Consider the following 14,411-nt stretch of genomic DNA (forward strand, 5'->3'; position numbering starts at 1 on the left):
CATAACCGGAACGGCGGAGCGTAACATCGATTGCGCTCCGCCGTTTTCGTACGTTTTGGCTGCGTTGCGTCTCTAAATCGAGTAGTATCGATGGACGCCGCTCGTCTGAAGCGGTTCAGAATTAGCCACTTGTGGCTCATCCAACGAATGCAGGGCATTTCGCGTAGAAAAGGCGGAACAATCGGCCAACATTGCGCGAGGCTGGATGTGAGATGGGGCGGTATTCCCGCAGAAATGCGAATGATGCCGTCATTGTTGATGGTTTTTCTCTTCTCATAATGACAGGGCCGGCCGGTGTCACCTCCCAATGAGCCAATGAATAACGCGTCTGATGATGCAGATAGCGAAAATCCTCAGGAAGCATCCCTGGATCCCAGCGACTCGGTACCCAGCGACCCGGTTCCCAGTGATCAGGATTCCGGCGATCCGGTACCGAGTGACCCGGAGGGGATGCCCGAGTACGAGCCGTTAACGCCCGAGCTCGTGCAAGACGAAGCGGCTCGGGGCGACTTCATGCTCCGTTGGGCTGTCGTGCTGCTGGCATTTTTGATGGGCTGCACCTTCATTGCCGAATCACCGACATTGGTGCACGTCAAAACCGGAGAGTACCTAGCGACCCACGGCATCTGGCCACCCGCAAATGACGTTTTTTCCTATACGATTTCCGATCGTCCTTGGGTCAATTTGTCGTGGCTGTTCGACTTGGTGCTCTCAGGAGTCTATGCGGTCGGAGGCGCTATTGGCCTAACCTTGTTCAAAGCCCTGCTGGCAGCGGTGACGTTTTGGTTTGTCGTGAACTTGGGATTAGGCAAAACCTCGACGTGGGGCGTGAGCATCTGCGCGGCTGTGGCGTTGCTGGCTTGTCATAATTCACTGACGGCGCAACCCATGTTGATCACATTGCTGGGACTGGCGTCGATGTTCTGGGTGATCAGCTCTTGGAAATCAGGCGGATCGCCGCGGCGAATTTACGCGCTGATTCCGCTGTTTTTTCTCTGGGCCAATTTAGATCCGCGGATGTTTCTGGGATTGACCGCCTTAGTTTTATATGGCGTAGGCGATTTTATGGGTGTACTCTGGGGCCGACCCTCCTTGACGGACTCACAGCGCAGGCCGTTTCAATTGGCCGTGGCAGGCAGCCTGTTCGCCGTGCTGCTCAACCCCTTCGGCTGGCATACCTACCTGCGGCCGTTGGAATTGTATGGCACGGAGTATCCGGCGTTTCGCGAATTTCTGTCTGGATCCACTCCGAACCCGTCGACGGTTCGGTTTTACACGCTGCTCGACGAAGGTGTCTGGAATAATCTGGGCCATTCCGGTATCGCCGCTGTGGCATTAGGAATCGCGGCAATTTTGGTGATGTACTTGAATTTTCGCCGTTTGGAAGTGGGGCACGTGCTGATCTTTTTTGCCTTTGCAGCCTTTGGCGTTGCCAGTGTCGAGCAATTGCCTGCAGCGGCATTGGTGTTTGCCATCCTACTGGCCATTAATGGTCAGAGTTGGTATCAGGCCAATTTCTCGCAATCGTATTCGGTCAAACCTGGCGAATTGATATTTTCCCGCGGTGGGCGCGCCGTGACCGTTTTAGCGTTTGCTGCACTCGCCTTCATGGCGGGGACTGGTTGGCTCAGACCTCCCGGCGGAGGCACTACCGGTCTCGGTTTTGATGAATCGTTCAAACAGTCGCTCAATGCTTTAGAAAAACAATGCAAAGAAACGTTCTCGGATCGCGCATTCAACGCGAACGCTCGTCAAGGTGACATGCTAATCTGGTCCGGCCAAAAACCGTTTACGGACATGCGGTTGCGGTTGTATCTGGGAGATGGTGACCAAGATCTGCTGACGTTGCATAAACGAACCGGAAATTCCTTGCGGATCCAGCACTTGGCGGTGTCTCCCGAACAGGCCAAGACCTTGGATGTCACCCCCACGGATTGGAAGCCGGTTTTTGATAAGTATCAGATTACACACGCCATGCCGCGACTGACCATGGCGCCGTTTCCTGATTATCCGATGCTTCGCGCCTTTATCTTTTCGACGCAAGATTGGCAATTGACGAGCCTGAGTGGAACCGCAGCGGTTGTTCATCGCGTGGATCCCCAGGACCCCGAGTTGATGAATTTTATCAAAGACCACGGGTATGATTTCGTCACCCGAGCCTTCCGCGAAGACACCGATGCTGTCGAGTCGCGCTCCGCCTGGCCTGCTCTTCCCAATGTCTATGAACAAAAAGTTTGGAAAACCAAGCTGCATATTCCCGAACAGATTCTACTCGCCCGGCATTTGAACGTTATCCTGGAGGATGTCTCGGCAGTCGCGGCACAGATGCCGTTGGCTGATCAAGCGGTCTATCCGGCAATCGCCTGGCTAGCGGTTCGTCAGGCGCTGCAAGGACTCGACGTAGATCCCTCCTCGGCGGACGGGTATGTCGAATTGGGAAATGCCTATCGGTTTTTGGCCTCGTGGAATCAGGGCAATATCCTCGGCATGCAACAATGGCACGGGCAGGGTATGCGATTTTTCCAAGCCTTGATGGCCTACAACATGGCGCTCGCCGCCGATCCCACCAATGCGACAGCCCATTCGCGGTTGTTTGAGTTTTATAACTCGCCCGGCTTTGCACGCGTCGATTTGGCGTTGCGCGAGTTGGACGCACTGGACAAAATTCTTAGTGAAAAACCCACCAAAACTGAGGCGGAAACGCAGCAGTTGAAGCAAATCGATGAACTTCGCACACAGATGACGCAACATATTGAACAACTTGATGCCGCCCTCAAACAAGCGACCGATGCCAAAGCCGATCCGTTGCGTTTGGCAAAAATCGCCGCACAAAGTTTCAGATGTCCGGCAGCGGCACTACAGCAACTCGAAAAGGCTCCGGAATTTGTGGCTAGCCATCCGGAAGCGAAAATGTATTTTCTGACACTGCTACTCGAGGTGGGACGCATCGAAGATGCCTACGAGACGGCGGTTGAACTGGAATATCAGCTCAACGCATCACCCAATCAGATACCCGGCTGGCGATCACTGGTGGCGGCCGCGTATTTGGCAAACGCGGAATACGACAAGGCGAATGAACTCTGGACGGCCGAGAGTCAGCAGATCGACACGGACAATTTCCGCGGAGTGCTCGGAGCCCTCCCGCCCCGGCTCATCCCCGAGGCTCAAGTTCCTTGGCCGATGTCCTTGATCAGTAGCTCGTATCAATACCTCTTCACTCAAATGCCCCAACTCAACGCGTTTGGTCTCAATAAGGCGTTCGCATTGTTGGAGTCGGGACAGTGCGAAGCAGCGGGCAAACAATTTCAAGAAACGCTCAACCAATCGCCTGATATGTCGTCGCGTCAGCTGGTCGCGTTTTACTTGGCGCAAATCACCCGCACGTTCATTGATCCCGTGCGACCCATCAACCGGGTCCCGGTGCTCTTCGCTGATGAGAAAGAGCCGGAAGCAGCTGACAAGTAACTCGCATGATAGGTAAGCACGGCTCAGCGGGGCGCAGATGCCGCCGCCTGTTCGGTTAGTTTGGCTAGTGTGACAGGCGGTCGCGGCTCGAGACGAGCCTTCGGTAGGACAAGCGAAAATTCCGTTCCCTCGAAGGCACCTGGTCTCATCCAGATTTTACCGCCGTGGTTTTCGATCGTCGATTTACAAATCGCCAGCCCCATTCCCAAGCCGTCGGATTTGGTTGTAAAGAATTGGTCGAAAATGGAGTCGCGAAGTTCCGCGGGTATGCCCAGCCCTGTGTCTGCAATGGTGATTTGCACAGAGCCATCCTGATGGATGCTAGATTCCACGTTGATCATCTTCGGACCGGATGGATTATCGGCAGCTGCTTGAATCCCGTTGAGCAACAGGTTCAATAAAGCTTGGGTGAGTTGCACAGCATCGCCGAAAATGTCGGGTAGGTTTTGCCCCAGGTGCAATCTGATTTCAACATCCTTTTGTCGCGAATCCAATTCCGCCAAATGCACTGCATCGCGAATCACGAAATTCATGTCGACAGATTCCCATTGGATCTCCCGCTGGTGCAAAAAGTCGCGTGTGCGGCGGAGGATTTCCCCGGCGCGAATGCTTTGTGCGACGACCTCTTGCATCGACTCGATCAGTTTTGGGCAGTCGAGAGTCTCCTTGCTGAGGCGGCGGATACAGCCGTTGGCATAGTTGGCGATCACAGCCAGCGGTTGGTGCAGTTCGTGCGCCAAGCCTGCGGTCATTTCTCCCATTACACTCAACCGCGAGGCTCCCTCCAACCGACTGGTCAGTTCGCGAATTCGTTCGGCCGCCTGTTTCCGTTCGGTGAGGTCGATCACGAAGCCGATGCATTCGCCGGAGTGTTTATCGAGTAGGGCCGTCCCCATCAAAATTGGCACGCGGTGTCCATCCCGGTGGAAATATTCTTTTTCACGCGGTGGTGCAAACCCTTCAGTTCTGATGCTCCGCAACGCCTGTTCATCGAGGTGCGACCATTCCGGGGGAGTCAAATCCCGCCAGCGCAAGGGAAGATCCTCGCGTGAGTAACCGGTCATATTCAAAAAAGCGTCATTCGCGTCGTACAAAATACCGTCGACGTCGGTGAACGTCGAACCGATAATGTTGCTTTGAAACAGCCGATGTATCCGCGCTTCAGTCGCAAGCAGCGCCTCGCTGGCCCGTTGCCGCTCCAGCGCCGACAGGAAAATATCCCCGACGATCTTCAACAGCGCCACCATATCATCATGCCACGAAACCTGCCGCCCTATGACGGCGAAGCTTACAAATCCCCACAGCACGTGGCCCGAGGTCAACGGCACGACCACGAAGGATTGCATTTTTCGAGATTCTAAAGCCGCTTTGAGCGTTTTCGCTTCGGGGGGGAGTTCGTCGAGGTTGGAGATGTGCACCGGGACCAGTTCGCGAATTTTTTGCCACAACCAAGGATGCTTCTCCATGGGCAAATCTTGGATAAGATCAGAGACCGGGGCAACGCCGTCACGGCACCATTCGTGCGTCATCGATGCCGTTGGTGGCGAGTCGTTTAAGTGACAGATCGAACAGTGATCGGTTCCCGAGACTTCTCCCAGTTTTTTCAAGGCATCGTCGATGGCCGGGTCGATTTGGCCGGGATCCAAATCGATAAACCGCGATGATAATCCTGATATGATGCGTTCGAATTCAATCCGAGAAAAGAGTTGCCGCTCCGTCTGCTTGTGCTCAATGATTTCGGAACGGAGTTCTTGATTGGCTAGCGCAAGTTCCCGTGTTCGTTCCACAACACGCTGTTCCAGCTCGTCGCGCGACCTTCGCAATTCGTCTTCGGCTTGTTTGCGCTGCGTGATATTGGTGGCGATCACCGTCGCCGTCTCAGGCGGGCTTCCGCTTCCAGCAGGGAAGATGCGACATGTGTACCACCGGTTGCTGCCATCGCGGTCGATCATCGGTACGTCTAATTCCACCGAACGACCATCTTCCACTACTTCCGCCAGCGCAGCTCGCATGTTGCTATGCGCATCTTCGGGGAGCATTCTCAAAGCGCTTTGACCGACGATCTCTTCGACCTTGTAGAGGGAGTCCGAATGGTTGAGATACAACACCTTCGCGTCACGGTCGACGGTCAGAATGGCATCAGGCACGTTTTCTACTATCGAGGCGAGTTGAAACTCTGAAACGCTCTGTGCCACGGCTGCCATTTGTTGCGAATGGATGATTTGCTTAATAAACGATGCCGCCAAGACCGCTAACACTCCAACCGTAAAGAGTTGGACTTCGTCAAATGAAAAGTCCGCGCGCAGTGGTTTCTTGTTCACATCAAATAGAAATTCGAAAATCCCCGGGATCCCAGCCAGGAGGAGGGTCAAACAAGCAAACGCCAATCGCCAATCACGCAGATTTCGCCACGCCCAGGCTGTTTGAATCCCAGCGATTGTCAGCAGCACCAAAGAAGCAAAATTAAGAATTCCCACGAGTAGCCCGCCTATGGAACATTCGGCCTGAGTTTTAGATTTCGCATCGGATCACGTCGGAGTGGTGAAGCCCGCTTACGACCTTTTAAACAAACACACCCAGGTTGAGAACGCCCATCCATTTTCGTCGCTCTCCAGTCTCCCTGCAAGGACGAAATGGCAAAGTTACCCCCAGAGAAACCCTTAATTGCAGGTCTCTTCGTCCACAATGACCCCCAAACCCGGGGCCTCGCCCAGTTGGATCCATCCGTCAACAATCGGTGGCTGACCGCCGACCCAAGACATCCAACTTCGGCCCGATTCAGCCAAAGGTTGCGGGTCCAAGGCGGCGATGGCGTGCAACGACCAGATTTCCGCTCCACGATGCGGACAGACACGCAGGCCCGCCGCCGCAGCCATGCGGTAAATTTTGATCAACTCGGTCAGCCCGCCACACCAACAGACATCAGGCTGGAGAACCGCGTGTAAGCGTTGCAGGATAATCTCCTCAAAGGCAGCCGCCGTGAACTCATGCTCGCCTCCGGCAATGGGGATCGGGCAGCGGTTGACCAAGTCTGCATAACCTTTTAGGTCGTCGGGCAGTAACGGTTCTTCCAGCCAGGCAACATTGTGTTCGACAAGCCGTGCTGCAACAGCGAGTGTGGTGTCGATATCCCATTTCATAAACGCGTCGACCATTAACATCCCTTCGTCGCCCATCCGCCGACGGGCGTTGGCGACGCAATCGACAAGGGCCTCGAGATTCGTGCGCGGGTCGTACTTCTCCAGGTGCAATTTGATCGCGCGATGCCCGGCTGTAATCGCCGGTTCGATCGATCCCCAGACCGTGGCATAAGTCGGAATCGGTTGGCCCACTTCGCCACCCAACAGTCGCGCGACCGGTTCATTCGCCGCTTTGCCTCGTAAATCCCACAACGCCAAATCGACCCCGCTGAGCGCCATCAGCGCAATCCCCTTGCGCCCAAACGGCAACGTGGTCCGATACATCTCTTCCCAGATTTGCTCCACAGCGGACGGATCGCGGCCCAATAACAAATCGCGCAGGACGGTCCGCACGACATGGATCCCCGCAGCCCCCCCGCCACCAACGCCATATCCAATCAATCCCGCATCGGTTTCAACCGCCACCAAGATTTGACCCAGGCTGGTCCGCCAATCAGGGGGCGAACCGGGAGTTGCTGGTTGGCAGGCACGGATTTCGGTGATTTTCATGGGTTGTTCACAAACCGAGTCACGAAAAACGAACGCTAGCAACGTCCTGAGGTCAGAAGGAGCAATCGAATCAGCAGAGTCTAACAGTCGCAATCACACTGATGACAAGTCGGCGAATTGAAGTCGACCTTCTTTGGCAACGGGTCTTTGTGAATCAAATTGCCCCAAGCAAAAAACGTTTTCAACCAGTTCGTATCTTCATACGAACCGCACCGCTTGTTCATCTTTTCTTCACACTTCGCAGTACAAACATGTTCATCGAATTGTGAATCTTAACCGTTCTGTGACATGTTGCAAAATGAGGACCTCGATGCGACTGCGATGTTTGCCACGTTTAGAAAACGGAATGTCAGTTGGATTTCTGGGCGTGATCGTTTGTGCCGCTTTGTCTGTTGTCGGTTGCGGCAAGAGCGACTGGATGGAAGGTGAGCTTGAGGTCTATCCAGTTTCGGGCGTCGTTACGTTTAGCGGCCAGCAAATTCCGGACGCGACTTTGGTCCTGCATCCCGTGATCCCTCAGGCCGATGGCAAACCGTTTTACTCGCCGCGTGCGATCGTTGGTCAGGATGGTGCCTTCGAATTTACGACATACCGCAAAGGCGATGGCGCCCCGCCAGGTAAATACAACGTCTCGTTTTCTTGGCTCGGCCCGCTAGAGGGACTGGACGAGGACGAGCAAGACCTTCTTCCTGAGCAAATGCTGCAGAGGTTGACCCGTCCTGAGACGTCGGGGATTTCCATTACGGTCAAAGAAGGCGTCAACGAGTTAGACGAAATCACGCTGAAATGAATTTGTGGCGAAGTCGCCAACAAAGACTTATTTCCTGTTGTTAAGTGGTAAATGACTCCCCCCTCAAACCCAAAGGATTACTGAAATGAATGACGTTCAACCGTCACCGAAACGCTCGCGACGCGGATTTACGCTCATTGAATTGTTAGTGGTGATTGCGATTATCGCCATTCTGATTTCGCTACTGTTACCAGCCGTGCAGCAAGCACGCGAAGCCGCTCGTCGGACCCAATGCAAAAATGCGTTGAAACAATTGGTGTTGGCACTGCACAACTACGAGAGTGCGCACGGAGCCTTCCCGCCCAGCCGTATCTATCCCGATGTCGCCATCGAAGACAATGCCAGCAATGATAGTGCTTACGGTTCATGGACGACGATGATTCTTCCCTACGTCGATCAAGGAAATCTCGGGAACGAATTCGATAACAATGTTGCCTGGAGTGCATTGGCAAACCGCGACACGATTGGCACGCAGCTGTCGATTATGACTTGCCCCTCGACGCCGACCGATAGTCGCATCGATCCCCACTGGGTCGTCGGTGCCGCTGCGGGCGACTTCGGTTCGATCAACGAAATCAAGAAAAAAGTTTACACCGATGTCCTGGGCATCCCGGACCCGGGTAGCAATGCCCGTGCGGGCGTCTTGGCCAAAGGGCCGTCAAATCCCATCCGCAACGTGATCGACGGTACGTCAAACACCATCATGGTCGGTGAAGCGGCCGGTCAACCCGATGTTTATATTGCGGGTGGCAAGATGACGGCTGATGATTTTGCAGCCTATTCGGACGACAAAGTCGTCGATTTGGGTGGGCGATTTGTCGCCGCCGACGGCACTGGCTGGGCGGACCCCGATGATGGATTCAGCATCAATGGGGCAACAGCTGACGGTCTGGATAAATACGGCCCCAAGATGATCAACGCTATCAACGTCAGCGAAGCCTTTAGCTTTCATACGGGTGGCGCGAATTTCGGACTGGCGGATGGCTCGGTTCGGTTCATCAGCGAAAGCGTCGATGCAGCCGTGTTTGTCGGGGCTTGTACGCGTGCCGGTGGAGAAATTTCCGGCGAATTCTAATCTCGAATGTTGTTGCGCGAACAATAGCAGCTCGCCCCTTCACTGGGGCGGGCTGCCGTCGCACTGGACTTAACCCTTTCCCTTGCTGTCGACTGTGGAGTTTTCATGCGTCTCAATTTCGCTGGGTGGTTTGTCATTTGTCTCTGCGGATTCGCTGTGTGCCAACCGGCATCGGCGGACGTGAAACTGATCGGCCGCGGCCGTCTTGCCGGCACTGCGATCGACCATTCCGGTCAATCCGAAACACTCGTCAACGGCACGCCGCATCACCGATTCGGCGGCATCTCCGCACTGGAATATACAGGTGACAAAAACCGCTTTTTTGTGCTGGCTGATCGCGGTCCCGACGATGGTGCCACCGGATATCAATGTCGGTTCCATGAGTTGAACATCGATTTCGACGAGAGCGGCGCACAACCAGCGAAAATATCCATCGTATCGACGACGTTACTATCCGATGCCTTGGGGCGGCCTTTTACCGGCAACGCCACGATCTATGCTCCCACTGACGAACTGGGCGGTCGATTCGATCCGGAAGGCATTCGACTCACCAAAAACAACACTCTATTGATCTCCGATGAATACGGTCCGCACGTCATCGAATTCTCCTTGTCCGGCAAAGAACAACGCCGCTATCCACTACCGGCCTACTTCTCGGCGCTGCATCCGGGTGACTCCAAATCGGCTGAAAACAAACTCAACCGCTCCGGTCGGTCCTCCAATCGCGGACTGGAAGGATTAGCCCTCACGCTGGACGGCCAATTTGCCTACGGGATTTTCCAAGGCCCGCTCCTGCAAGACGCGGCCCGCACTAAAAAAGGAAAACCGTTCGGGCGGAATTGCCGCATCGTGAAACTGGATACCCACACCGGCGAGACCTGGGAATACGTCTACCAACTCGACGACGTGGACTATGGCCTGAATGAAATCTTGGCTCTCAATGATCATCAGTTCCTGGTCATCGAAAGAGATGGAGAGACCGGCGACGCGGCGAAGTTCAAACGGATCATGCAAATCGATCTGTCAAACGCAACCGCCATCGACGGCAGCAAAGCCCTCCCCAAGAACGACCTGCCCAGCACCATCACACCGGCAGCCAAAACGGTCTTCATCGATCTCCTCGTCCCGCAATTCGGCCTAACAGGTTCTTCGATGCCCAAAAAAATCGAAGGCTTAAGCCACGGCCCCCACTTAGCCGACTGTCGACAGACACTGGTCATTGCTTCAGACAATGATTTCCAGGCGGACGTACCGACGTTGTTTTGGGTGTTCGAGTACTAAGTCCGGCAGTATAAAGGCCGACTGCACAGCGAAAATCGCACCAGGTACTCGAAGCAGATGAGCACTTCAATGAGCTCATTACTCCGAAAAAGACGCGAACCATTTCCCGGCGTGGTGCGTCTAACCGCCCAGGCGACGATAGTTTGCCCGGTCGTTCAACGGTACAGGACGCCGCTCTGATAAGGCGGAAACGAAGGTTCGACTCCTTCTCGGGCAACTCGTATCGGTGCGCTCCAACATGCGCAGCGCGGCTCGTAGCTCAAGGGTCAGAGCAGGCTCCTTATAAGGGCACGACGTCGGTTCAACTCCGTCCGGGCCGATGCGGCATAGCCGCTGGGTGCGAGCTTCCGCTCGATGGGCGAATTCGCTCCCGTTGGTCGCTGCGCTGAACTCAGTGTTGTTTTTGGAAGGGCAAGCCAATTGGCGATGGCACCCCGCTCGAACCGGGACGAGCTTGACGGCCTTGAGGGTTCGACTCCCTCTCCTTCCGCTCATTTCACTTATTTATTCACAACTTCGACATGTGCCTCTGGCCGAGCGGCAAAGGTACCGGGCCTCCACCCCGGTCAGGCGGGTTCGACTCCCGCGGGGCACTCTTTTCCTTGCGCCCGAATTGTTCGTTTCAGTGCGCGGTGTGCATCCGGCCCAGATCATTCTGTGCGCCGACCGGCCATCGGATTGGAATTGGCATCCACAAATCCTCTGCGTCCTGCGTGGCTTCGTGGTGATTTGAATTCACTGATGGCGACATCTCGCTAACCTTGCAAAACGGAAGTCATCCGGCTGGATGAGGAGCCTGTCTTGAAAACAGGTGGTCGCTGCAAGCGACTTGTGGGTTCAAGTCCCACGACTTCCGCTTCTCGCCTTCGATGCCCAGCTGTTGTTGCTTCTGGAACCATTCAATGCGCGCAAAAATCCCCCCGGCATGAGGATTCACGCCGAGGGGTTTTCGCGTTACAGCAAGTTCGCCACGCGGTCCGTCAATCCCTTCTCTCCGAGAATGACGTTCAAGTGGCCTGCCGTAGCGACCTTCTCCAGGACTTCCAATTCACGCAACCGCATCAACACAGCGTTGCTCTCCAGCAACTTGGCCGTGTTGGCTTGGCTGCGCATAGCCGCCGTCTCCTCACGGCGGGAGATGAGGTTGGCTTCGGCCGCCTTCTTGGCTTCCGTAACCTTGTTCATCAAGTCCTTCATGTCGCCCGGCAAAATCACGTCGCGGATACCGGCCGAGAGCAGTTCTAGACCCAACGCACCGGCACGTCGCCGCACGAGCGCCTCGATTTCCTCGGCCACTGCATCCTTGTCCGACAGAAACGCATCCAACTCGCGCGTACCCAGCACGCCTCGTAGCGCCAATTGCACTTCGCGGTACAGCGCTTGCTGTACGTCTTCTGCACTGCTCAGCGCACGATGCGCATCGACGATGCGGTAGTTGACGACGGCGTTCAGCCGCAACGTCACCTTGTCAGCCGTCATAATTTCCTGACCGCTGACGTCGACCATTGACTCTCGCAAGTCGACCTCGACAATCCGCACATCAATGCCGTTCTTCCAGAATGCGTAAATGCCCGGTTGCAACGTTTCGACGAAACGACCGTCCATGTATAGAACGCCGACACGGTCTCGGTTGACCGTGCAGATGTCGAGCAACTTCCGCGCAACAGGCATCGCGGCGATGATCGGCAATTCCGCATGGATGAACCGCGGTTGTCGAACATCGATCACTTCGACACGCACATCGCGAACCGTGTTCCAATACGCGTGGAGGCCTGGTGCGAGTAGGTCAGCAAAACGGCCGTCAATCCACACCAACGCGCGCTGGTCGTCCTTGAGGTCTAACACCGTCGCACGATCTGCAAGCACATCCGACTTGACGATCACGTCCAATTGGTCGTGAAACAAGCATGGCGCGCGCAGCGAATGCACCTCAACACGCACCTTCCGGAGCGGGTCAATGAACCAATGACGCCCGGCATCGAGCAAGCCAACAAATTCGCCGTCCCGAAAATACAGACCGACTTCGTGCCGTCGAATCTTAAAGGACTTCATAACAAACATCGCGTGACCTCCTGCTTGGACGTCGAATGGAATTTATAGATGAGCATTGACAGCAAACCCGTCAGCAATATTTTCTGCCTTCTGCCTTCTGCCTTCTGCCTACTGCCTACTAATAAACGTCGTTGGCAGGTGGAGCGAGCGAAGATCACACGTGGCTGCACGGAGTGCGGCTTGAGCAAACGCGCAGCTGCGGCGTCTGGAAAATTGCGAGAGTGAAATTGCCGATCGGCCGAAGCCGAGACTCGGATTTCACCCTGTTCACTCTCCTCTGCCGCAGCCGCGCGAGGGCGGTATCCGCGCACTGCAGAGCGCGCCCGCGTGCTGCCGCCGGCGGTGGTCTCAAACCGACAACGAAGAACCGGTTCCCCCAGCACGAAGTGCCAGGAAATTGAATCATCCGTTGCGGCTGAAGACAAACCGCGCGGCGGCGGATCAAACGTTCGTCCACCTCCCGCGGACAAATTGGGTGACGCTCGCGCGTCGGTCGTGTGGTTTTTTAAAACCACTGGAGGCTTGGGTGGGGTTCGAACCCACTACCTTCAGGTTAATAGCCTGATGCTCTCACCAATTGAGCTACCAAATCTTGACTGCCGTCGGTTTCAGATCCCATGTTCGGAACACGCACGGCCGACCGGTTCACCCGGGGTCGAGCGCGCCGCTGGACTCCGGCGACACCAAGGAATGCCTTGAGAAACAAAAAAAGCCCGACAACATCAGTGCTGCCGGGCCGGAGAGATTGATTCAATCCCATCGACATCAACAACGTATGACGTTTCGAAAATTTATGTTTTGTCTGAATCTCGGTTCAGCAAAATATTGTTCTATGCAACCGTACATGAATTCATGCCTCGTACGCTTTTAAGATGGTTGATCCGTATGCACAGAGACGCGACGAACTTGCCGCAGGTTCGCATAAAATGCAGCAAAACCTACCGCACTGGATTCTTTACATTCCTATCTCAAAACGATCCACACTCACTGACGCATCTTGACAGCATCCCAGAACTGCCCTTATAACTCCGCGATTCGCGACGTCCGCCGTGCGGATTTTTGAGGAAACGAAGGAACAACAAAAAGTGCCATTTTTTAACGGCGCTTCGACGTTCCTCGGATCGGCCAGGGAAGGGGTTTCGCTTGGAAACAAGCATACGGGTTCACGATCAAATCGAGACCAGCCTGCCGCCACGACTGCGGTTGTTGTGCATCGGTGCGCTGGAACCCTCTTGGGTCAGCTTGACGCTACAGCTTGATGCTGAAGGCTGCATGGAACCGATTTTTAAATGGGTTTCTACAGCCAGTGAAGCATTGGCGCTGTTGCGCAAGGAAAGCTTCGACTGCCTGCTCATCAATCACATGTTTCTGGATAGCCCCGAAGAGCAGGGGACCAGTTCATTGCATTTGGTGCGCGCGGTGCGCGCCAGCGGTTGTGATGATCCAGTTGTGGTGGTCGCGGCGACCGCCGACGATGCGACGTGGACCGAAGTTTGCCGGCTCCAAGTCGAATTGTTGCTCACCCCCAACGGTTTGGAATCGATGGCGGTCGTGCCCACGCTCAAACGCGCCGTGCGGCGAGTCGATGTGATGCGGGAAAATCACCGCATGGCGATGTCTGAACGCCGTCGACTCACACGGGAACGCAACGAAGCGGGACATCTGCTGAACGAACAGCGACAAATCATCCGTGACTTGGCCGACATCGTACGACTTAGCAATTGCTCCGCCGCGGTGGACCAATTGCCTGCGGAATTGAATGACTATTATCAAGAACTGTTGCGGACCTACGTCATCATGGGGTGCGGCGGACTGGGAGCAGAGATCGCCAAATTGGCGGAGTTGCTGGCCGTCGCTGGATTGAGCCCACGGCAGGCGCTGGAATTGCATCTCGAACGTGTGGAAGAGTTGGTCCGCGGTCTCGGTAGTCGCAGCACGCGACACGTCATGGCTCGTGCGGATCTGCTGGCCTTGGAATTGATGATTCACCTCGGCGAGTGTTATCAAGGCACGCTGAAGTGATCACGCCGGGTGCTATTCGTCCCTAAACGTTGATGCA

At 55.2% G+C, this 14,411-nt stretch carries 8 protein-coding genes and 6 tRNA genes; 10 read left to right on the forward strand and 4 right to left on the reverse strand.

Translation table 11 applies throughout. The features are described 5' to 3' along the window. The first annotated feature begins 315 nt into the window (after window positions 1-315). Complete coding sequence (locus tag CA54_RS09515; RefSeq protein WP_146370548.1) at window positions 316-3,465, forward strand: tetratricopeptide repeat protein; 3,150 nt, start codon at window positions 316-318, stop codon at window positions 3,463-3,465. A 23-nt stretch (window positions 3,466-3,488) separates the two neighbouring features. On the opposite strand, the gene CA54_RS09520 is transcribed toward CA54_RS09515, so the two are convergent. Next, complete coding sequence (locus tag CA54_RS09520) at window positions 3,489-5,942, reverse strand: PAS domain S-box protein (protein ID WP_146370549.1); 2,454 nt, start codon at window positions 5,940-5,942, stop codon at window positions 3,489-3,491. 183 nt (window positions 5,943-6,125) lie between these two features. Next, window positions 6,126-7,154 (reverse strand): mandelate racemase/muconate lactonizing enzyme family protein, encoded by a 1,029-nt coding sequence (locus CA54_RS09525; RefSeq protein WP_146370550.1) that lies wholly within the window; start codon window positions 7,152-7,154, stop codon window positions 6,126-6,128. Between the two features lie 346 nt (window positions 7,155-7,500). Here CA54_RS09525 and CA54_RS09530 point away from each other — a divergent pair, with 346 nt between their 5' ends. From CA54_RS09530 to CA54_RS29215, 8 genes are all read left to right on the forward strand, one after another. Continuing rightward, window positions 7,501-7,944: a hypothetical protein gene (locus CA54_RS09530; protein WP_146370551.1), complete on the forward strand. Its 444-nt coding sequence runs from the start codon at window positions 7,501-7,503 to the stop codon at window positions 7,942-7,944. Between the two features lie 85 nt (window positions 7,945-8,029). Continuing rightward, window positions 8,030-9,019, forward strand: coding sequence for a DUF1559 domain-containing protein (locus CA54_RS09535; RefSeq protein ID WP_146372345.1), 990 nt, complete (start codon window positions 8,030-8,032; stop codon window positions 9,017-9,019). Window positions 9,020-9,124: 105 nt separating this feature from the next. Further along, complete coding sequence (locus CA54_RS09540; protein ID WP_146370552.1) at window positions 9,125-10,300, forward strand: esterase-like activity of phytase family protein; 1,176 nt, start codon at window positions 9,125-9,127, stop codon at window positions 10,298-10,300. 144 nt (window positions 10,301-10,444) lie between these two features. Next, window positions 10,445-10,517 (forward strand) — tRNA-Ile (locus CA54_RS09545). 31 nt (window positions 10,518-10,548) lie between these two features. After that, a tRNA-Ile gene (locus CA54_RS09550) sits at window positions 10,549-10,620 on the forward strand. Window positions 10,621-10,705: 85 nt separating this feature from the next. Further along, window positions 10,706-10,790, forward strand: a tRNA-Ser gene (locus CA54_RS29210). Between the two features lie 33 nt (window positions 10,791-10,823). Next, window positions 10,824-10,895, forward strand: a tRNA-Gly gene (locus CA54_RS09555). Between the two features lie 175 nt (window positions 10,896-11,070). Then, window positions 11,071-11,156: transfer RNA gene (locus tag CA54_RS29215), tRNA-Ser, on the forward strand. A gap of 98 nt (window positions 11,157-11,254) precedes the next feature. On the opposite strand, the gene CA54_RS09560 is transcribed toward CA54_RS29215, so the two are convergent. Beyond that, window positions 11,255-12,361: a slipin family protein gene (locus tag CA54_RS09560; protein WP_146370553.1), complete on the reverse strand. Its 1,107-nt coding sequence runs from the start codon at window positions 12,359-12,361 to the stop codon at window positions 11,255-11,257. 506 nt (window positions 12,362-12,867) lie between these two features. Beyond that, a tRNA-Asn gene (locus tag CA54_RS09565) sits at window positions 12,868-12,944 on the reverse strand. Between the two features lie 551 nt (window positions 12,945-13,495). On the opposite strand from CA54_RS09565, the gene CA54_RS09570 reads away from it, so the two are divergent. Then, window positions 13,496-14,374, forward strand: a complete 879-nt coding sequence (locus CA54_RS09570) for a hypothetical protein (RefSeq protein WP_146370554.1) — start codon at window positions 13,496-13,498, stop codon at window positions 14,372-14,374. Window positions 14,375-14,411: the final 37 nt, after the last annotated feature.

Origin of the sequence: Symmachiella macrocystis (genome assembly GCF_007860075.1) — a bacterium.
Lineage (GTDB): Bacteria > Planctomycetota > Planctomycetia > Planctomycetales > Planctomycetaceae > Symmachiella > Symmachiella macrocystis.